Annotated in this window: 21 protein-coding genes; 9 read left to right on the forward strand and 12 right to left on the reverse strand. The window is 63.8% G+C overall.

All coding sequences use genetic code 11. The features are described 5' to 3' along the window. Window positions 1–67: 67 nt before the first annotated feature. Together LB525_RS17595 and pyk are read left to right on the forward strand one after the other, a co-directional pair. Window positions 68–556: a DUF1036 domain-containing protein gene (locus tag LB525_RS17595; RefSeq protein ID WP_224545552.1), complete on the forward strand. Its 489-nt coding sequence runs from the start codon at window positions 68–70 to the stop codon at window positions 554–556. Beyond that, the gene (gene pyk, locus LB525_RS17600) at window positions 553–1,980 is read left to right on the forward strand and encodes a pyruvate kinase (protein ID WP_095767318.1); all 1,428 of its coding nucleotides are present in this window, start codon (window positions 553–555) and stop codon (window positions 1,978–1,980) included. The genes LB525_RS17595 and pyk overlap by 4 nt, the downstream gene beginning before the upstream one ends. Window positions 1,981–2,053: 73 nt before the next feature. Here pyk and LB525_RS17605 read toward each other — a convergent pair whose 3' ends face one another. The 3 genes from LB525_RS17605 to ykgO all read right to left on the reverse strand — a co-directional run bounded on the left by LB525_RS17605 (window position 2,054) and on the right by ykgO (window position 4,144). Continuing rightward, window positions 2,054–3,115 carry an alpha/beta fold hydrolase gene (locus LB525_RS17605; RefSeq protein WP_224545553.1) on the reverse strand — a complete coding sequence of 354 codons (1,062 nt, stop codon included), beginning with the start codon at window positions 3,113–3,115 and terminating at the stop codon, window positions 2,054–2,056. A 154-nt stretch (window positions 3,116–3,269) separates the two neighbouring features. Next, the gene (locus LB525_RS17610; protein ID WP_224545554.1) at window positions 3,270–3,890 is read right to left on the reverse strand and encodes a hypothetical protein; all 621 of its coding nucleotides are present in this window, start codon (window positions 3,888–3,890) and stop codon (window positions 3,270–3,272) included. 128 nt (window positions 3,891–4,018) lie between these two features. Next, entirely contained in the window at window positions 4,019–4,144 is a 126-nt protein-coding gene (gene ykgO, locus LB525_RS17615) for a type B 50S ribosomal protein L36 (RefSeq protein WP_040974291.1), read from the reverse strand. 243 nt (window positions 4,145–4,387) lie between these two features. Between ykgO and LB525_RS17620 the strand changes: the two genes are divergently transcribed. After that, window positions 4,388–4,810 (forward strand): lysozyme inhibitor LprI family protein, encoded by a 423-nt coding sequence (locus tag LB525_RS17620; RefSeq protein ID WP_224545555.1) that lies wholly within the window; start codon window positions 4,388–4,390, stop codon window positions 4,808–4,810. Window positions 4,811–4,963: 153 nt separating this feature from the next. On the opposite strand, the gene LB525_RS17625 is transcribed toward LB525_RS17620, so the two are convergent. The 8 genes from LB525_RS17625 to LB525_RS17660 all read right to left on the reverse strand — a co-directional run bounded on the left by LB525_RS17625 (window position 4,964) and on the right by LB525_RS17660 (window position 11,438). Continuing rightward, window positions 4,964–6,040 (reverse strand): 5-(carboxyamino)imidazole ribonucleotide synthase, encoded by a 1,077-nt coding sequence (locus LB525_RS17625; protein ID WP_224545556.1) that lies wholly within the window; start codon window positions 6,038–6,040, stop codon window positions 4,964–4,966. Continuing rightward, window positions 6,037–6,534 (reverse strand): 5-(carboxyamino)imidazole ribonucleotide mutase, encoded by a 498-nt coding sequence (gene purE, locus LB525_RS17630; protein WP_224545557.1) that lies wholly within the window; start codon window positions 6,532–6,534, stop codon window positions 6,037–6,039. Before purE ends, LB525_RS17625 begins: the two co-directional genes overlap by 4 nt. Before the next feature lie 78 nt (window positions 6,535–6,612). Further along, window positions 6,613–7,818: an aminotransferase class V-fold PLP-dependent enzyme gene (locus LB525_RS17635; protein ID WP_224545558.1), complete on the reverse strand. Its 1,206-nt coding sequence runs from the start codon at window positions 7,816–7,818 to the stop codon at window positions 6,613–6,615. A 19-nt stretch (window positions 7,819–7,837) separates the two neighbouring features. Next, window positions 7,838–8,299 carry a RidA family protein gene (locus tag LB525_RS17640; RefSeq protein ID WP_140841559.1) on the reverse strand — a complete coding sequence of 154 codons (462 nt, stop codon included), beginning with the start codon at window positions 8,297–8,299 and terminating at the stop codon, window positions 7,838–7,840. Window positions 8,300–8,336: 37 nt separating this feature from the next. After that, on the reverse strand, window positions 8,337–9,128 hold the full coding sequence (locus LB525_RS17645) for an amino acid ABC transporter ATP-binding protein (RefSeq protein WP_224545559.1): 792 nt from the start codon (window positions 9,126–9,128) through the stop codon (window positions 8,337–8,339). Window positions 9,129–9,131: 3 nt separating this feature from the next. After that, the gene (locus LB525_RS17650; protein ID WP_224545560.1) at window positions 9,132–9,782 is read right to left on the reverse strand and encodes an amino acid ABC transporter permease; all 651 of its coding nucleotides are present in this window, start codon (window positions 9,780–9,782) and stop codon (window positions 9,132–9,134) included. Between the two features lies 1 nt (window position 9,783). Beyond that, a complete protein-coding gene (locus tag LB525_RS17655) occupies window positions 9,784–10,449 on the reverse strand; it encodes an amino acid ABC transporter permease (protein WP_140841553.1) in 666 nt (221 codons plus the stop codon). A gap of 116 nt (window positions 10,450–10,565) precedes the next feature. Next, window positions 10,566–11,438, reverse strand: coding sequence for a transporter substrate-binding domain-containing protein (locus LB525_RS17660; RefSeq protein ID WP_411966407.1), 873 nt, complete (start codon window positions 11,436–11,438; stop codon window positions 10,566–10,568). Window positions 11,439–11,560: 122 nt separating this feature from the next. Here LB525_RS17660 and LB525_RS17665 point away from each other — a divergent pair, with 122 nt between their 5' ends. Continuing rightward, entirely contained in the window at window positions 11,561–12,361 is an 801-nt protein-coding gene (locus tag LB525_RS17665; RefSeq protein ID WP_224545561.1) for an IclR family transcriptional regulator, read from the forward strand. Between the two features lie 18 nt (window positions 12,362–12,379). Here the strand turns inward: LB525_RS17665 and LB525_RS17670 are convergent, their stop codons facing one another. Then, on the reverse strand, window positions 12,380–12,583 hold the full coding sequence (locus tag LB525_RS17670) for a YdcH family protein (RefSeq protein WP_040985243.1): 204 nt from the start codon (window positions 12,581–12,583) through the stop codon (window positions 12,380–12,382). Between the two features lie 239 nt (window positions 12,584–12,822). Here LB525_RS17670 and LB525_RS17675 point away from each other — a divergent pair, with 239 nt between their 5' ends. The 5 genes from LB525_RS17675 (at window position 12,823) to LB525_RS17695 (ending at window position 16,877) form a co-directional block, all read left to right on the forward strand. Continuing rightward, on the forward strand, window positions 12,823–13,002 hold the full coding sequence (locus LB525_RS17675) for a YdcH family protein (protein ID WP_042641511.1): 180 nt from the start codon (window positions 12,823–12,825) through the stop codon (window positions 13,000–13,002). Window positions 13,003–13,241: 239 nt separating this feature from the next. Further along, window positions 13,242–14,492 carry a flavodoxin-dependent (E)-4-hydroxy-3-methylbut-2-enyl-diphosphate synthase gene (gene ispG / locus LB525_RS17680; protein ID WP_224545562.1) on the forward strand — a complete coding sequence of 417 codons (1,251 nt, stop codon included), beginning with the start codon at window positions 13,242–13,244 and terminating at the stop codon, window positions 14,490–14,492. 4 nt (window positions 14,493–14,496) lie between these two features. Next, a complete protein-coding gene (locus LB525_RS17685; protein WP_224545563.1) occupies window positions 14,497–15,357 on the forward strand; it encodes a lytic transglycosylase domain-containing protein in 861 nt (286 codons plus the stop codon). Between the two features lie 29 nt (window positions 15,358–15,386). Next, complete coding sequence (locus LB525_RS17690; protein ID WP_224545660.1) at window positions 15,387–15,503, forward strand: hypothetical protein; 117 nt, start codon at window positions 15,387–15,389, stop codon at window positions 15,501–15,503. A 237-nt stretch (window positions 15,504–15,740) separates the two neighbouring features. Continuing rightward, the gene (locus LB525_RS17695) at window positions 15,741–16,877 is read left to right on the forward strand and encodes a sterol desaturase family protein (RefSeq protein WP_224545564.1); all 1,137 of its coding nucleotides are present in this window, start codon (window positions 15,741–15,743) and stop codon (window positions 16,875–16,877) included. Window positions 16,878–17,007 lie beyond the last annotated feature (130 nt).

The raw sequence follows: 17,007 nt of genomic DNA on the forward strand, positions 1-17,007 counted from the left end.
ACATGCGCCCGGAGTTTGCTGAAAAGGGCTTCGAGAGATGCAAATGTGGTTCGCAAGGGGATCTGCGATGGGTTTTGCCGGTCGGTTGCGCAAGCGCCTGGCCGTGCCGTTGCTGATCGTCGGCGCGGGTTTTTTCGCGATAACCGCGACCTCGCCGGCCCGGGCCGACTTCCGCGTTTGCAACGCGACGCAAAATCTGGTGGGCGTCGGCATCGGCTATCGCGCCAAGGCCGGCTGGATCACCGAGGGCTGGTGGCACATCGAAGGATCGACCTGCAAGACGCTGATCGAGGGTCCGCTGTCATCAAGGTTTTACTATCTTTATGCAGAAGACGCCGAACGTGGCGGGCGCTGGGACGGCCCGATCAACATGTGCGTCGCCGAAAAAGAGTTCAAGATAGCCGGCGTGAATGATTGCGTCGCCCGGGGCTTCCAACGCGCCGGATTTCAGGAATATGACACGGGCGAGCAGGCCAGCTGGATGGTCCAGCTGACCGACGAGCCCGCAACGGGAGGCGCGCCAGCGACCCCCGCTCCGGGAACAAACAGTCAATGAGACGTAGCCGCAAGGTCAAGATCCTCGCCACCATCGGTCCGGCTTCCTCCTCCGAGGAGATGCTGAGAAAGCTCTTCGAAGCGGGCGCAGATGTCTTCCGCATCAATATGAGCCATACCGACCACGAGCTGATGCGCACGCTGGTCGGCCGCATCCGCGCGGTCGAGGCGGCCGTCGGCCGGCCGATCGGCATCCTGGCCGACCTGCAGGGCCCGAAGCTCAGGGTCGGCAAGTTCGCCAACGTCAAGGAAGCGCTGGCTGTTGGCCAGACTTTCACGCTCGACGATAATCCCGAAGCCGGCACGTCGAAGCGGGTATATCTGCCGCATCCCGAAATCCTGAGTTCGGTCGAGGCCGGTCACCGTCTTTTGATCGACGACGGCAAGCTGGAGCTGAAGGCGCTGAAGAGCGACGGCAAATCGATCACCTGCACGGTCGTCGCCGGCTCGGGCATTTCCGACAAGAAGGGCGTCAGCCTGCCCGACACCGACCTGCCGGTCGGCGCGCTGACCGAGAAGGACCGTGCCGATCTCGACGCGGTTCTTGCCACCGGCGTCGACTGGGTGGCGCTGTCCTTCGTGCAGCGGCCGGAGGACCTGGCGGAGGCCCGCAAGATCGCGCGCGGCCGCGCGCTGATCATGGCCAAGATCGAGAAGCCGCAGGCGGTGGCCCGACTTCCTGAGATCATCGAGCTCTCCGACGCGCTGATGGTCGCCCGCGGCGATCTCGGCGTCGAGATGCCGCTCGAAGCCGTGCCCGGCATCCAGAAGCAGATCACGCGCGCGGCGCGCCGCGCCGGCAAGCCGGTGGTGATCGCCACGCAGATGCTGGAATCGATGATCACAGCGCCCGTGCCGACCCGCGCCGAGGTCTCCGACGTGTCGATCGCCGTCTTCGAAGGCGCGGATGCGATCATGCTTTCGGCCGAATCCGCAGCCGGCGCCTATCCGGTCGAGGCGGTCGCCATGATGAACCGCATTGCCACCAAGGTCGAAACCGACCCGACCTATGCCGGCATCATCAATGCGCAGCGCTCGGAGCCGGAAGCCACCGGCGCAGACGCCATCTCGCTGGCCGCGCGCGAGATCGCCGAGACGCTGAAACTGTCGGCGATCATCTCCTACACCGCGTCGGGCACCACCGGTCTGCGCGCCGCGCGCGAGCGCCCGCAGGTGCCGATCGTGGCGTTGTCGCCGATCGTCAACACGGCGCGCCGGCTGTCGCTCTTGTGGGGCACGCATTGTGTCGTCTCGCCGGACGCGACCGACCTTGACGACATGGTCGACCGGGCCTGCCGCATCGCGCTGGAGGAAGGCTTCGGCAAGCCGGGCGATCGCGTCATCATCACGGCCGGCGTGCCGCTGAGGACGCCCGGCTCGACCAATATGCTGCGGATTGCGTATGTGGGATCGGAGACTCACTAGGGCGTAGTCGATATTCGGGTGAGGCCGGCCTGCCCCGAATCTCAACACGCCCTTGGTGCTTGAACCTCCGAGTTCAGCCCGGCGCGAGTTCTGCGTCTGGCACCCGGAGCTCAGGACATCTACCGGCGCCTTGCGCATCGCCGGCGATCCGGCCTCCCACTGTTTTAGTCATCGCCTGCAAATCGATCGGCGCGCCGGCCACTTTCGCAATGGCGCCGACCACGAGGTCGGGCGCGATCCAGTCCGGCTTGTGGCCGAGATTGTGGATCCAGACCAGCTCGGCGCCGGGAATGTCGCGTTCCACGCCGATGGAATGGATTGTCGCGTAGACCACCTTGTCGCGATCGCCCGAGATGACGACCGTCGGCGCCTTGATTGCGCGATAGCCAGGCGAGGCGGCGCGGACATAGTCGTAGAGCTGGGCGACATCGCGGGCGTTGGCGCGGAAGGCGGACGGCCGCAGCACCAGCGGGATCGAGGCATTGTCGACGTAGGAGTCCGGCACAGCGTTCGGCGAGAAGACGCAAGACGTCGCGCCGCCGATCTGCAGCATGCCGGCCGGATAGGCGAGCGTTTCGGAAAACAGCCAGCCGATCGCCGGCGTGGCCGTGAGCTTGTAGTACCAGGCGGTCGCGCCGCCCGGCCAGGGATGCGTGGCGGGCGAAAGGAAGACGAGGCCAAGCGTTTTTTCCGGATGCTGACGGGCGAAGGCCGTGGTGATCGCGCCGCCGAAGGAATGGGCGACGATGACTGCGTCGCGGATTCCCAGCCGGTCCATCAGCGCGGCAATGGTATCCGCCTGCTTCGCCAACGTCTCATTGTCTCCGCGCTCCGACCAGCCGAGCCCCGGGCGGTCCAGGAAAAGCATTTCGGCGCGACCCTCGAGGAGGGGCTTCAGCGGCAGCATCTGGTCCTTGAGATTGGCGCTGGCGCCATGGATGAAGACGACCGGCGGCAGGTCGGCGCCGGCGGGCGCCGGGATATGGACGTAATGGATGCGCGCGCCATCGATCTCGGCGAAGGCGCCGATAGGCGGGCTGCGCCGCTCGACCAGCCAGACGCCGGCGCGGGTGACGCCGGCGAAGGCAAAGAGGAGAGCAACGAGGAAGAGGAGGGCGGCGCAGATGAGATTCATGAGGGGAGTAGGGGAGTAGGGGAGTAGGGCAGTAGGGCAGTAGGCAGTAGGCAGTAGGCAGTAGGCAGTAGGCAGTAGGCAGTAGGCAGTAGGCAGTAGGCAGTAGGCAGTAGGTTGCTCTCTTTCCTATTGCCTACTGCCCAATTCCTACTGCCTAAATCCCCTCGCCGGCCAGCTCTTCCGAGAGCGTCGAGACCTGGTTCTGGGCGCTGCGCATCATCGGGTAGATCGCCAGCACCTTTTGCCAGGCCTCCAGCGCCGACTGCTTGTGGCCGGTCTCGGCCATGATCTGGGCGAGGCCCGAAAGCGCGCCGAAATGGCGCGGCTCGAGCTGCAAGGTGCGGTCGATGTCGGCCATCGACTTCCCGTAATTCTTCATCAGGAAATGCACGGTGGCCCGGCGGTTCCAGCCTTCGGCATAGTCGGGCTGCAAGGTCACGACCTGGTCGAGGAAGTCGAGGGCGACGTCGAATTTCTGGTCTTCCGTCGCTTTTTGCGCCCATTGCATCATCAGGTCGATCGAGGCACTGCCCGACTGGTTCCACTCGTTCCAGATGCGGCCGGCGATGCGCTCGGCGGCCTTTTCATTGCGCTCGCGCTTCAACTCGGCGAAGAGCTGGTCAAGGCGGCCCTGCCTGGTCGGAGCGGCGGGCGGCGGTGTTGTGGCGGGCGGCGCGGCATCTGGCGGCAGCGCGCCTGGCACCGTCTCTGCCCCTGCAGGCAAAACTGTGCCGGAGAGCATAAGGGCGGCGAAAAATGCAAAACGAATCCGCATCGCCGGAATCTAGTCCCGGACGGCGGATCGTCAAAGCGATTTTAGCGTGAGAGCGCCGGCGAACCGGCAATCGACACCAGCGCGGCGAGGACGCCGCGCAGCAAGCGACAGCAAGCTGCGCTCAAGCCTCAGCCCTGGCGCGCCTTGTAACGCGGAGCGGTCTTGTTGATGATGTAGATGCGTCCCTTGCGGCGAACCAGCCGGTTGTCGCGGTGACGCGCCTTGAGCGCCTTGAGCGAATTCTTGATCTTCATGGTCTTGCCTGTTCGGTCAGGGCCCGTCCCGGGCCGAATTTTAAAGGCGCGCCCGGAAAAAGCGCGCCTTTGAACTTGCGTGGCTCATAAACGAGGTGCCTTGCCCGTGTCAACCACGTGCGCGTGCCCCGAATGCCACAAGTGGGCCGGCAGATCAAATATTCGCCATCCGGCAACACGGCATTGCGCGACTAAAGGGCGGCTGGGATGGTGCGGTCTCGCCGAAACGACCGGAGATTGCACATGCGCCGCCTGCTTTTGCCTGCCTGTCTTGCCTTGCTCGCGACGGCTCCGGCAGCCTTTGCCGAGGACTGCGACCGCAATGACGACAGCCAGTCGATGCTGAACATTTGCGCCGATGCCGACTGTCAGGCGGCCGATGCCAAGCTCAATGCCGCGTACAAGAACATCGTCAGCAGCAACGATCAGGCCTCGAACAAGCTGCTGCAGACGGCGCAACGCGCCTGGATCGCTTTTCGCGACGCTGAGTGCGCCTATTCGACCGCCGACAGCGAGGGTGGCTCCATCCACCCGATGGAGGTTTCGCAATGCCTGACCAAGCTCACCAACGAGCGCATCAAGCAGCTCACCTCCGGCGCCAACTGCAAGCTGAGCGATCCGAGCTGCGCCGGCTCAGAGGGGGACGACGACCAGGGCATACAGTAGGGTGTGCTGATATTCAGGTGATGCCAGCCTGCAAATGATGGTTTTCTGCGCTCCGGTGCTCACGGACCCAAATGTCCGCTCCGCTCCGGTTCTCGAAAGCCACCATTTTCGGCTTGGCCTGACCTGAATCTCAACACACCCTGGGGCGCGGGCTCAGCCCCTGCGTCGAATCCGCGTGAAATGGCCCATCTTGCGGCCGGGACGCGACTCGGCCTTGCCGTAGAGATGCAACATCAGGTCGGGCTCAGCCGCCAGCGCCGGCACTTTCAGCATGTCGTCGCCGATCAGGTTTTCCATCACGCAGTCAAAATGCCGGGCGGGCGAACCCAGCGGCAGGCCGGCGACGGCGCGGATATGCTGCTCGAACTGCGAGACGACGCAGGCGGCCTCGGTCCAGTGGCCGGAATTGTGCACGCGCGGCGCCAGCTCGTTGGCCAGAAGCGCGCCGTCGGCCAGCACGAAGAACTCGACGCCGATGACGCCGACATAGCCGAGCGCGGAAAGAATTTTCGAAGCGGCATCCTTGGCGGCGGCTTCCGTCTCCGGACGAATGGCCGCCGGCAAAGTGGAGCTGCGCAATATGCCTTCCCGGTGGACGTTTTCGGTCGGATCGAAGACGGCGACCGAGCCGTCGAGCCCACGCGCGGCGATCACCGAAATCTCGCGCTCGAAGGCGACCAGCGATTCCAGGATCAGCGGCACATTGCCCATCGCCTCGCAGGTGCCGGCAAAGCCGCCGGTCTGCATGTTGCGGAAGACGCGCTGGCCCTTGCCGTCATAGCCCATGCGGCGGGTCTTCAGCACGCCGCTGCCGTTGAACGTTTTGAGGGCCTCGGTCAGTTGATCGTCATTGTCGACCGAGCAGAACTCCGCCGTCGGGATGCCGATGCCGTTGAGAAAGCTCTTTTCGGTGAGGCGATCCTGCGCGACTTCGAGCGCGCGGGCCGGCGGATAGACTGGGACCGTTGCCGCCAGCGTTTGCGCCGCGGCGACCGGGACGTTCTCGAATTCGTAAGTGACGACGGCGCTGGCACTGGCCAGTTCGGCAAGCGCTGCCGGATCGTCGTAGGCGGCGACGATCTGCCGGTTGGCGACCTGGGCGGCCGGGCAGTCGGGCAGGGGCTCTAACACGACGATGCGATAACCGAGGCGCGCCGCGGCCATCGCCAGCATGCGGCCGAGCTGGCCGCCGCCGATGATGCCGATGGTCGATCCGGGCGCCAGGCTCACGGCGTGTCCGTCGGCTCGGCGGCGACCTTGGCGGTCTGCGCCGCGCGCCAGGCGTCGAGCCGGGTAGCGAGTTTTTCATCACTCAGCGCCAGCACCGCCGCTGCGAGAAGTGCTGCATTGGCGGCGCCCGCCTTGCCGATCGCCAAAGTGCCGACCGGGATGCCGGCCGGCATCTGCACGATGGAAAGCAGCGAGTCCTGGCCCGAAAGCGCCTTGGATTCCACCGGAACGCCGAAGACGGGCAGCGGCGTCATCGCCGCCGTCATGCCGGGCAGATGCGCCGCTCCGCCGGCGCCGGCGATGATCACCTTGTAACCGGCGGCCTTGGCGCCCTTGGCGAACTCATAGAGGCGGTCGGGCGTGCGGTGGGCGGAGACGATCAGCCGCTTGTGCGGGATGCCCAGCGCTTCCAACGTTTCCGCGGCCTGGCGCATCGTCGTCCAGTCGGACTGGCTGCCCATGATGATGGCGACGTCGGCACGCTGATCGGTCAAGGCTTCGCTCCCGGCGGCAAAGGCGCGCCTTAGCGGAATTCGCCGACAGCCGCAAGGATGTGGCGAATGCGCACCGAGCTAGTCCGGCCAACGCAAAGAGCCCGAGGAGTCCTTGCGCGCGATTTTCATCGCATCGGCCGGACGCTCCTTGGCCGTCAACACGGCGCGCAGCTGCTTGGCGACGATCTCCGCCTCGCCGGGATGCAAATTGCAGGGGTCGAGGAAGAAATGGCCCCGCTCGACCTCGTGATTGCGGACGATAACCGGCGGCGAGCCGGCAGCCAAAGCGGAAGCGAGGCCTGCGGCGGTGAAGCGGCTTTCCGGGCGCACGAAGACCTGCAGGCGGTCGAGTGGATTGTTGGTCGGGTCGGGAATGATCTCAGCACCGATGCCGGGGATGCCTTGAAGTGAATCCTTCCACAGATTGAGCGCCGCCTCCTCGCGCCGGCGGATGCCGGCATGGTCGCGTTTCTCCCAGGCGTCGAGCGCCGCCATGGTGCCCGCGATGCTTTCCTTGCCGACCTTCATGGCGCGCGCAACGCCGCGGTTCTGCAGGTAGGCGGCGCGTACCAGGTCCTTGCGGCCGGTGAGGATGCCGCTGGTCGGGCCCGAAAGGAATTTGTGGCCACTATAGACGATGATGTCGGCGCCGCGCGCCAGGAAGCTGCGCAGGTCATATTCGGACGCGGCATCAACGATCACTGGAATGTTCTTGGCATGACAGATCTCGCAGAATTCCTCCAGCGAGAGCATGCCGTATTGCACGGTGTGGTGGGCGACGACGTAGAGAGCCGCCGCCGTCCGTTCATTGATCGCTTCGCGCACGTGATAGTCCTGGGTGACGCTGACGGTGCCCGCCGGAATGACCTTGGCGCCGGCGACGCGGATCGACTGGTCGATGGGCGCGCCATAGTTGACGATGTGGCCGAGCTGGATGACGACCTCGGACTTCAGCCCTTCGGTGTCGTCCGGCAGGCGTTCGATCGCGAGAAGATTGGTGCCTGTCATTGCGCCGGCGATGGCCATGGTGATGCCCGAGGCGCAGCAGGCGGTGATGAAGCCGGCCTCGCCGCCGGTGAGGCGTGCGACCACCGCGCTCGCGGCGCGCTGCAAATCGTCCATCTCCACCCATTGCGAAGCGATCTCGGCCATGGCGCTGATCGCTTCGGGAACGATGATCGAGGCGCCCAGCGCCGTCATCGTGCCCGAGACATTGATGATTGGCCTCAAGCCCAGCCGCTCGCGGATGGTGGTGTTGGAGCCGGTATCGGAATAGGTCTTCATGTGAGTGGACTCCGTTAAGTCAGGCGGCGATCTCCACGACCGCTTCGATTTCGACAGTGATATTGCGTGGCAGCGAGCCGACGCCGATGGCCGAGCGAGCATGGCCGCCAAGCTTGTCGAAAACATCGGCGAAGAGATCCGAGCAGCCATTGACCACTTTGGGGTGGTCGCTGAAGGTCGGCGTGGCATTGACGAAGCCGAGCAGCTTGACGACGCGCACGATGCGGCCGAGATCGCCCGCCGCGGCATGCATGACGGCGAGCAAATTGAGGCCGGTGAGGCGGGCATGCTCATAGGCCTGATCCACGGTCACGTCATCGCCGACCTTGCCGGTGCAAAGCGTGCCGTCGGCACGCAGCGGCCCCTGTCCCGAAAGAAAGATCAGCCGGCCGCTCTCGGCATGGGTGACGAAATTGGCGATGGGCGTCGGCGGCTCCGGCAACGTCAGGCCAAGCTCGGCGAGCCGTATGTAAGGCGACATGGAAGGGTACTCCCTGGAAGGCCGAGGCCATCCGCTTTCAGAAATGCGAGGCGCGGAAACGCGCCAGAAATGCGCGGAGGCGCTCGTTGGTCGTTTCCGCCGCGAGCACTTCTTTCGGCGGACCGACGGCCGAGACACCGCCATCGGCCATGAAGACGATGCGGCTGGAGGCATCGCGGGCGAAGGCCATCTCGTGCGTGACCATCACCATGGTCATCCCGTCTTCGGCGAGGCTGCGGACCACCGCCAGCACCTCTCCGACGAGCTCCGGGTCGAGCGCCGAGGTGATCTCGTCGAGCAGCAGGATTTTGGGCTCCATGGCGACTGCGCGGGCAATGCCGACTCGCTGCTGCTGGCCACCCGAAAGTTCGGCGGGCAGGCTGTCTGCCTTGTGGGCGAGGCCGACGCGGCTCAGCCAATGCTCGGCGATCGAGCGCGCCTCCGTCTTGCTCTTGCCGCGCACCTTGGTCAGGCCGAGCATAATGTTGCCGGCGGCGGTCAGATGCGGGAAGAGGTTGAAGCTCTGGAACACCATGCCGGTCTCGGCGCGCATGGCGGCCAAATCGCGTTCGCTGCGCCGCTGGCGCGCGCCGCCGTCGCGAAAGCCGACCTCCTTCCCGTCGATGCGAATCGAGCCGCTGTCATAGCTTTCGAGGAAGTTGACGCAGCGCAGCAGCGTGGTCTTGCCGCTGCCCGAAGGGCCGATAATGGTCACCACCTCGCCCTTCGCCACCTGCAAGCTGACCGAGCGCAGCACACTGACCGAGCCGAAGGATTTCGAGACCTCGGCAATGTCGAGAAGCGCTGGGTTGTCGTTCGAACTGGCCATCACTTAATCCCGGATGAAAGCGAAGCGCCGTTCCAGCCGCCGGCTGGCATAGGAAAGCGCATAATTGACGGCGAAATAGATGAGAGCGCCGAGGATATAGAGCGGCATCGCCTCATAGGTGCGGCCGATGACCTGGTTGATCGCCTGCATCAGATCGGTGATGCCGAGCAGCGAAACCAGCGCGCTGCCCTTCACGGCATCGGTGACGCCGTTGATCCAAGGCGGCAGGAAGCGGCGGAAGGCCTGCGGGAAGATCACCGAGGTGAGGCGCTGGCGGAAGGTGAGGCCGATCGCCATCGCCGCTTCCGACTGGCCTTTCGGGATCGAGGCGACGGCGCCGCGCAGATATTCGACGACCTGCGCCGTCTTGAACAAGGTCAGCGCCAGCACCGCTGCCCAGAAGGACTGAAGGTGCACGCCGACCGCGGGCAGGCCGTAATAGACGAAGAACATCAGCACCAGGATCGGGATGCCGCGGATGGTGTCCGAGAAGATGCGCACCGCCCAACGCAGCGGTGCTGGGCCGTAGACCAGGCCGACCCCCAGCAGGACCCCGGCGATCAAGGACAGGACCACGACCAGCAGCGAGACCCATAAGGTCACGGCGAAGCCTTCGGCAAGAAACGGCAGGGCGTAGAGGATCTGGCTCAGCATCTCAGCGCGCCGCCCTGAACCGGCGTTCGACCAGCCGCAGCGCAAACAGCAAGGTGTAGCCGGTCACCAGATACATCGCCGTCGTCACCAGATAGACCTCGACGATGCGGAACGTGTTGAAGTTGATCCACTGGGCGCCGTAGGTGAGCTCGGGGACCGAGATCACCGAGGCGATCGAGGTGTCCTTGAACAGGGAGATGAAGGTGTTGGACAGTGCCGGCAGCGTGATGCGCAGCATCGTCGGCAGGCGTACGTGGATCAGGCGCTGCCATGGGGTAAGGCCGATCGCCTTGCCGGCGTCGAGCTGACCGCGCGGCACCGCCTCCAGGCCCGAGCGGAACACCTCGACGAGATAGGCGCCGCTATAGACCGATAGCGTCAGGACAAACGAAGTAGGGGCGCTGTAGGCAAGGTCGACGACCGTCGGCAGGCCGTAGAAGACCAAATAGACCAACAGGATCAGCGGTACGTTGCGGATGAATTCGACATAGGCGGCGATGATGGCGCGCACCACGCGTCCGGCCGAGACATACCAGACGGCCAGCACCAAGCCGATGACGATGCCGATGGCGATCGAGATGACGGCAAGCTCGAGGCTGAGCAGCAAGCCGCCCCACAGCTTGTCGAAATGCCGCCAGATCAGGTTGAAATTGAGCGTATAGCCCATGCGTCCGTCTCAATGGCCCGCGGTGAACGTAGCATTCATCATTCGCATGGGCGGTGTGAGGAGAACAGGCGGAAGAACGGTTGCCCCGCCCTTCCGCCGGTTGGTTGTGTGGCGCGTCAGATGACCGGGAAGCCCGGATGGCGCGGCGGCGGCTCCTGACCGAAATATTCTTTGAAGGCGGCATCGTAGAGCGCCGTCTCATGGCCGAACATGGCGATGGTGAAGGTCTGGTTGACGAAGGTCAGCCAGTCGAGGTCGCCTTGCCGGACCGCAGCGCCGTAAAGCATCGAGTACCAGCTCTTGCCGGCGTCGAAATACTTGTCGGGATTGCGCGAGGCGAGCCAGCGCACCGTCGACAGATCGACAGCGGCGGCATCGGCGCGCTTGGATTCCAACGCCTGCAGAACGTTCGCCTGGGTATCGATCTGCAGCACCTGCGCCTGCGGCAAGGCAAAATGCACCGAGCTTTCGGCGTCGACATTCTGCAGGATCGAGATGCGGGTGTTGGCACCGTTCGCCAGGAGCTTGTCGAAGGTCTTGTTCTCGGAGCCAGGCAGCGTCAGCAGCGCGACGCCTTCGACGTAATATGGCCGCGAGAAGTGGATCAGCTGCGAGCGCTGCGCCGTCATGGTCATGAACTGGATGGTGATGTCGACCTTGTTGGTCGTCACGTTCGGAATGCGCTGCGCCGGATCCTGCATGACGAACTCGACCTTGGTCGGGTCGTCGAAGAGGCCCTTGGCAAGGATGCGGCCCATGGTGATGTCCATACCGACCAGCTCGCCGGCATCGTTCTCGAAATGCCACGGCGCGTTGGTGCTGCCGGTGCCGACGATCAGCTTGCCGCGATCGAGCGCAGTGCGCAGCACGCTGTCGGACGCGGCTTGCGCCGCCGCCTTCTCGGCGCTGATGGCGGTGAGCGCGCCGGCGGTGGCCAGCCCCGCCATTCCCAGTTTCAGAAAATCACGTCTGCCGGATGTGTCGTTCACGGCGACCTCCTTTGATGGTGTGTTCCCCAATGCAGCAGAGATACGCGTCGCAATCAGCGATTGTCTCTTACAAGAGACGTGTGTATCCTGTACAAGACAGATACTAGCACTAGGAATCGACAATGCAAGAGAGTGAAACGCTGACCGAGTGGCCAAGCGACGGTGCGGATGAAGAGCGGCCGGCGGGCTCGCGCGAGAAGGGGCTCAACAGGGCCTTGAACATCCTGGAATTCCTGCACGCCAACCAGCGTGCGATCGGCATCGGCGACCTGGCCAAAGGGCTCAATGCGCCGCGCTCGACGACCTATACGCTGGTGCGCGAGTTGGTCGAAGCCGGGCTGCTGGAAATGGCTGGCGACGGCAACCGCGTCTATTTCGGCAAGAAGCTCTATCTCTATGGAATGGCTTATATGCGCGGCAACGACCTGCTCAGGCGCGGCCGCCAGGAGGTCGACACGCTGTCGCGCGAGACCGGCGAGACCTCCGAACTCTGCATGCTGCAGAGCGGCCGCTACACGATCGTCCATTCGAGCCCGGGCACCAGGCCATTCCGCATCAGTTCGGCCACCGGCCTGCAGATCCCGCTGCCCTGGACTGCTTCCGGCCGGCTGCTGCTTGCCGGCCTCGACCGCGGCGGGATCGAAGCTATGGTCACGCGAGACGACCTCGTGCTGCCGGACGGCCGCAAGCTCGAACTCGACGATTTCATCGACGATATCGCGCGGGCGCGCATCACCGGCTATTGCGTCACGTCAGGCCTGGTCGATGCCTACACAAAATGCCTTGCGGCGCCGGTGTTCTCTGCGCCAGGCAAGGTCGAAGCGACCATGTGCCTTGTGGTGCCGATCGACACGTCCGAAGAACGGACCGGCGAACTTCTCGGGCTGCTGCGCGAACGCGCGGCACGGCTATCGATCTCTTGACGGCGCGGGGCGATCCGCTCAGGCAATGATGTCGGGAATGATGCGGTCTTCCAGCGCCGACAGCCGGTCTTTCAGCATCAGCTTCTTCTTCTTCATGCGCTGGATCTGAAGCGGGTCGCAGCCGGTGGCGATCATCGCGTTGATGGCGGCGTCGAAATCGGCGTGTTCTTGTTTGAGCCGGGAATATTCGAGGCGTATTTCAGCCTGTTCCTGTTCGGACATTATCTACCGTCTGCGTATGCATCGCCCAATCGGGCTGTTTGGGCGGGGCCGTGACTTGCGGGTTTGTGACCGGCGCGCAGCCCTTACCACATTTCACTTTGTCGTGGAATGCTACCACGTGGCATTCGACATCGAGATCGGTTGGTGGCAAACTGTCATGGTGCCGTCACAGTCGCAACCTGCGGTGGAGGCTCCTGCGACGGCTGCAATCGAGGAAACCATGAAAGGGAGAACCATTCATGTCTCTTGCATCCCATCTTGACGAGTTGCAGCGGAAACACGGTGATATCGAGCGCGAGCTCACCGATGCGATGAACCATCCTTCGGTCGACGACCTCGAAATCGTGAATCTCAAGCGACGCAAGCTGGCAATCAAGGACGAGATTGAAAAGCTGAAAGCTAGTCCGACGACACACTGAAGCTCTTCCAGGCACCATCATCGCAACCCGCTGCGGTGAATTTCCGGTGGCAAGAAATGCCACCGGGTCGGTGCTTTTAACTGAAGTTGACGGAAAGCTGGCCGCAAATCTTGCGGTCGGACCGGTTGTTATTTCCCGCACGGCTCTAGCCGATTTGCAGGCTGGCTCGCCGCTTGCCATTGACAAGCCATCTTTGCTCCGCCACCTCATGCCGAAACTCCCAAATGAAGGCGACCGGCATGACCGGATATTTTTCTTCTCCCTTCCCGCGTCGCCGGTCGGTCGGCGTATCGGTCGGCGGCGTGATGGTCGGCGGCGGCGCACCGGTCGTCGTGCAATCGATGACCAACACCGATACCGCCGATGTCGACCAGACCATCGCCCAGGTCGCGGCGCTGCATCGTGCCGGCTCCGAGATCGTGCGCATCACGGTCGACCGCGACGAGAGCGCGGCGGCGGTTCCGCGCATCCATGAGCGGCTGTTGCGGCTCGGCATCGATGTGCCGCTGGTCGGCGACTTCCACTATATCGGGCACAAGCTGCTCGCCGATCATCCGGCCTGCGCCGAAGCGCTGGCCAAATACCGCATCAATCCGGGCAATGTCGGCTTCAAGGACAAGAAGGACCGCCAGTTCGCCGCGATCGTCGAGATGGCGATCAGATATGACAAACCGGTACGCATCGGCGTCAATTGGGGATCGCTCGACCAGGAGCTTTTGACCCGGCTGATGGACGACAACCAGGCGAAGGGCTCGCCGCTCACCGCGCAGGAAGTCACGCGCGAGGCGATCGTACAGTCGGCGATCCTGTCGGCCGAGATGGCGGAAGAGATCGGGCTTGGCCGCGAAAAGATCATCCTGTCGGCCAAGGTCAGCGGTGTGCAGGACCTGATCGCCGTCTACACCGAGCTTGCCACCCGCTCCGATCATGCGCTGCATCTGGGCCTCACCGAAGCCGGCATGGGCACCAAGGGCATTGTCGCTTCTTCCGCGGCGATGGGCATCCTCTTGCAGCAGGGCATCGGCGACACGATCCGTATTTCGCTGACGCCGGAGCCGAATGGCGACCGCACGCGCGAGGTGCAGGTGTCGCAAGAACTTCTGCAGACCATGGGCTTCCGGCAGTTCGTGCCGATTGTCGCGGCCTGCCCCGGCTGCGGCCGCACCACCTCCACTGTGTTCCAGGAACTTGCCCAGAGCATCCAGGCCGATATCCGCAAGAACATGCCAGTATGGCGCGAGAAATATCCCGGCGTCGAGAACCTCAAGGTCGCGGTGATGGGCTGCATCGTCAACGGTCCCGGCGAATCCAAGCACGCCGACATCGGCATATCGCTGCCCGGCACCGGCGAGACGCCGACGGCGCCTGTCTTCATCGACGGCAAGAAGGCTGCGACGCTGCGCGGCCCTTCGATCGCGCAGGATTTCGAGAAGATGGTCGGCGACTATATCGAGCAGCGGTACGGACACGGCAAAGCCGCCGCGGAATGAACCGATGCGGCGTTTCCTAAAGGCAACGCTGCTCTTGTTTTTCGTGCTGAGCCCGGCCGCCCAGGCATTCGCCGATCCGCCGCAGTCGAAGTCGGCCGCCAAGCGCCTGATTTCCCGCGTCTGCGATCTGATCGAGACCCAGGCCCAACAGAACGGCCTGCCCAAGGATTTCTTCGCCCGGCTGATCTGGAAGGAGAGCCGCTTCGATCCGGGCGCGGTGAGCCCGGTCGGCGCCGAAGGCATCGCGCAATTCATGCCGGGCACCGCGAAGATGCGCGGGCTCGCCGATCCCTTCGACATCGGGCAGGCCATCCCGGCCTCGGCGAAATATCTCGCCGAGATGAAGGTCAGCTATGGCAATCTCGGGCTCGCGGCCGCGGCCTACAATGCCGGCGAGAACCGCGTGTCGCGCTGGCTGAGCTCGGGCGGCTTCCTGCCAATGGAGACGGAAAGCTATGTCTTCGACGTTATGGGCGAGCCCGTGGATAAGTTCTCGGACAGGTCCTATGCCGGCACCGTCCAGCCGCTCGACCCGAAGATGAGCTTCGCGCTTGCCTGCCGCAGGCTGCCGGTGATCATGTCGCGGACCGTCGCCATGGCTTCGATCAACGTGAAGCCGTGGGGCGTGCAGGTGGCGGGCAATTTCCGCCGCTCGGCGGCGATAGGCCAGTGGCTGCGGGTCAGGGGCCGGTTCCCGGCTTTGCTCGCCAGCCGTGATCCGGTGGTGAGCCGGGTTCGCACGCCGATCGGCCGGCGCGGCATCTACGCGGTCAGGATCGGCGCCGACTCGCGCGGCGAGGCCAACGGTATCTGCGACAAGCTGCAAAGCGTCGGCGGCGCCTGCGTGGTGTTGCGCAATCGGTGACGCAACGCCAGGACAGGGGGCCGCAAGAGGTGCTCGAAACGCGCGAAAGCCGGCGTGCAGACCGACTGCCCGGACTTGCCCGCTGGCAATTCGAACGCGTGCACCGGGTGTCGCCTACGACCTTGAGCTCGACACCAGCCGGCTGATGCCGGCGAATGCGCCCGCCTCATCCAGCAGCGATTTAAATTGTAGCGACTTGCATTCCTGGCGGGGACGCGAGCTTCCCGGCCGTCAACAACGCCGATAGCCAATTGCTAATGTTGCGACGAGAATCCGCTTGTCAGGGCGGGGGTGTTCAAATCTTAATGCGCTTTGCCATAGTAAGGGCGGGTTCAGTATTTCCAGGGCCCATTTTTATTCATGATCTTATGAGGGGGAGCATCATGCCGGAGGAGAATTTCCTAAAAAAGGTTGTCGGCGAACTCGAGACGCCGCGCGCCAAGCGGCCATTCGGGTCCGGCTGGCTGTCCGGCTCGATCGCATTGCTTGCGGGCATCACCGCCCTCTTGATGGTCATCGTGTTGCGCTATCCATCGCTGACCTCGATGCCGGACCTGGCTCCGATCCACCAGATGCTGTTCTTCAAGCCGGTCCTCTATTTCGTGCTTATCTCCGGCTACATCCTGGCCATTCTGAGCATGATGCTGCGCAGGGAAAAGACCCTTGGCGTGGCGGCGATGGTCACCGTGCTGTTGGCCTCGCTCGTCGGCATGCTGCCGGTGCGTCACGAGTTGCGGATCGAGGGGGTGTTCTTCGGTCTCGACTTCTTCATCCTGAACGCCCTGTTCATGGGGGTTTTATTCGTTCCGCTCGAGCGCATTTTTGCCCGCAGCAAGGGCCAGACCGTGTTCCGCGACGAATGGCGCGAGGACCTGTTCTACTATTTGGTCTCGTCGCTGCTGGTGCAAATATTGACCTACCTGACGCTCGCGCCGTCCAATTTCGTCAATGCGCAAGGCGGTCTTGGGTCGGTGCGCGCCTGGGTCCACGACCTGCCTTGGATCGTGCAGCTGCTGGCGGTGATGTTCCTGACCGATCTCGCCCAATATTGGGTGCACCGCGCCTTCCATCGCATCCCATTCCTGTGGAATTTCCACGCCGTGCATCATTCAGCCAAGTCGATGGACTGGATCGCCGGCGCGCGGATGCATTTCCTGGAAATCATCGTGCTGCGCAGCCTGACGGCGACGCCGATGTTCGTGTTGGGCTTCGATGAATCGGCGATCCAGACCTATATCCTGATCGTCTACGTCTATTCGTCCTTCATCCATTCCAACATCGGAACGAGCTTCGGTCCGGCGGAAAAGGTGCTGGTGTCACCGCGCTTCCATCATTGGCATCACGGGCTCGAGAAAGAGGCAATCGACGTCAACTTCGCCATCCATTTTCCGCTGCTCGACCGGCTATTCGGCACCTACCATCTGCCCGAGGGACGGTGGCCGAAGGGCTATGGCATTCACGGCCATCCGGTGCCGAAAGGCTATTGGCGGCAATTCCTGTATCCGTTCCGGCGGGGCTGAAGGCTCGAAAAGAGCTGGTTCAGAGTCGGCCGAACAGCGCCCCCCCTCTGTCCTGCCGGACATCTTCCCCACAAGGGGGAGATTGGCCGTCACGTTTGCTTTCGCCAATCTCCAACGGACGGACGAAGCG

Source organism: Mesorhizobium sp. CA16 (assembly GCF_020165175.1).
Taxonomy (GTDB): domain Bacteria; phylum Pseudomonadota; class Alphaproteobacteria; order Rhizobiales; family Rhizobiaceae; genus Mesorhizobium.

Excerpts from the sequence above, each read along its gene's own strand:
- LB525_RS17595 (WP_224545552.1), top strand. The coding sequence starts at position 68 with ATGGGTTTTGCCGGTCGGTTGCGCAAGCGCCTGGCCGTGCCGTTGCTG.
- pyk (WP_095767318.1), top strand. The coding sequence starts at position 553 with ATGAGACGTAGCCGCAAGGTCAAGATCCTCGCCACCATCGGTCCGGCT.
- LB525_RS17605 (WP_224545553.1), bottom strand. The coding sequence starts at position 3,115 with ATGAATCTCATCTGCGCCGCCCTCCTCTTCCTCGTTGCTCTCCTCTTT.
- LB525_RS17610 (WP_224545554.1), bottom strand. The coding sequence starts at position 3,890 with ATGCGGATTCGTTTTGCATTTTTCGCCGCCCTTATGCTCTCCGGCACA.
- ykgO (WP_040974291.1), bottom strand. The coding sequence starts at position 4,144 with ATGAAGATCAAGAATTCGCTCAAGGCGCTCAAGGCGCGTCACCGCGAC.
- LB525_RS17620 (WP_224545555.1), top strand. The coding sequence starts at position 4,388 with ATGCGCCGCCTGCTTTTGCCTGCCTGTCTTGCCTTGCTCGCGACGGCT.
- LB525_RS17635 (WP_224545558.1), bottom strand. The coding sequence starts at position 7,818 with ATGAAGACCTATTCCGATACCGGCTCCAACACCACCATCCGCGAGCGG.
- LB525_RS17640 (WP_140841559.1), bottom strand. The coding sequence starts at position 8,299 with ATGTCGCCTTACATACGGCTCGCCGAGCTTGGCCTGACGTTGCCGGAG.
- LB525_RS17645 (WP_224545559.1), bottom strand. The coding sequence starts at position 9,128 with ATGGCCAGTTCGAACGACAACCCAGCGCTTCTCGACATTGCCGAGGTC.
- LB525_RS17650 (WP_224545560.1), bottom strand. The coding sequence starts at position 9,782 with ATGCTGAGCCAGATCCTCTACGCCCTGCCGTTTCTTGCCGAAGGCTTC.
- LB525_RS17655 (WP_140841553.1), bottom strand. The coding sequence starts at position 10,449 with ATGGGCTATACGCTCAATTTCAACCTGATCTGGCGGCATTTCGACAAG.
- LB525_RS17665 (WP_224545561.1), top strand. The coding sequence starts at position 11,561 with ATGCAAGAGAGTGAAACGCTGACCGAGTGGCCAAGCGACGGTGCGGAT.
- LB525_RS17670 (WP_040985243.1), bottom strand. The coding sequence starts at position 12,583 with ATGTCCGAACAGGAACAGGCTGAAATACGCCTCGAATATTCCCGGCTC.
- LB525_RS17675 (WP_042641511.1), top strand. The coding sequence starts at position 12,823 with ATGTCTCTTGCATCCCATCTTGACGAGTTGCAGCGGAAACACGGTGAT.
- ispG (WP_224545562.1), top strand. The coding sequence starts at position 13,242 with ATGACCGGATATTTTTCTTCTCCCTTCCCGCGTCGCCGGTCGGTCGGC.
- LB525_RS17685 (WP_224545563.1), top strand. The coding sequence starts at position 14,497 with ATGCGGCGTTTCCTAAAGGCAACGCTGCTCTTGTTTTTCGTGCTGAGC.
- LB525_RS17695 (WP_224545564.1), top strand. The coding sequence starts at position 15,741 with ATGCCGGAGGAGAATTTCCTAAAAAAGGTTGTCGGCGAACTCGAGACG.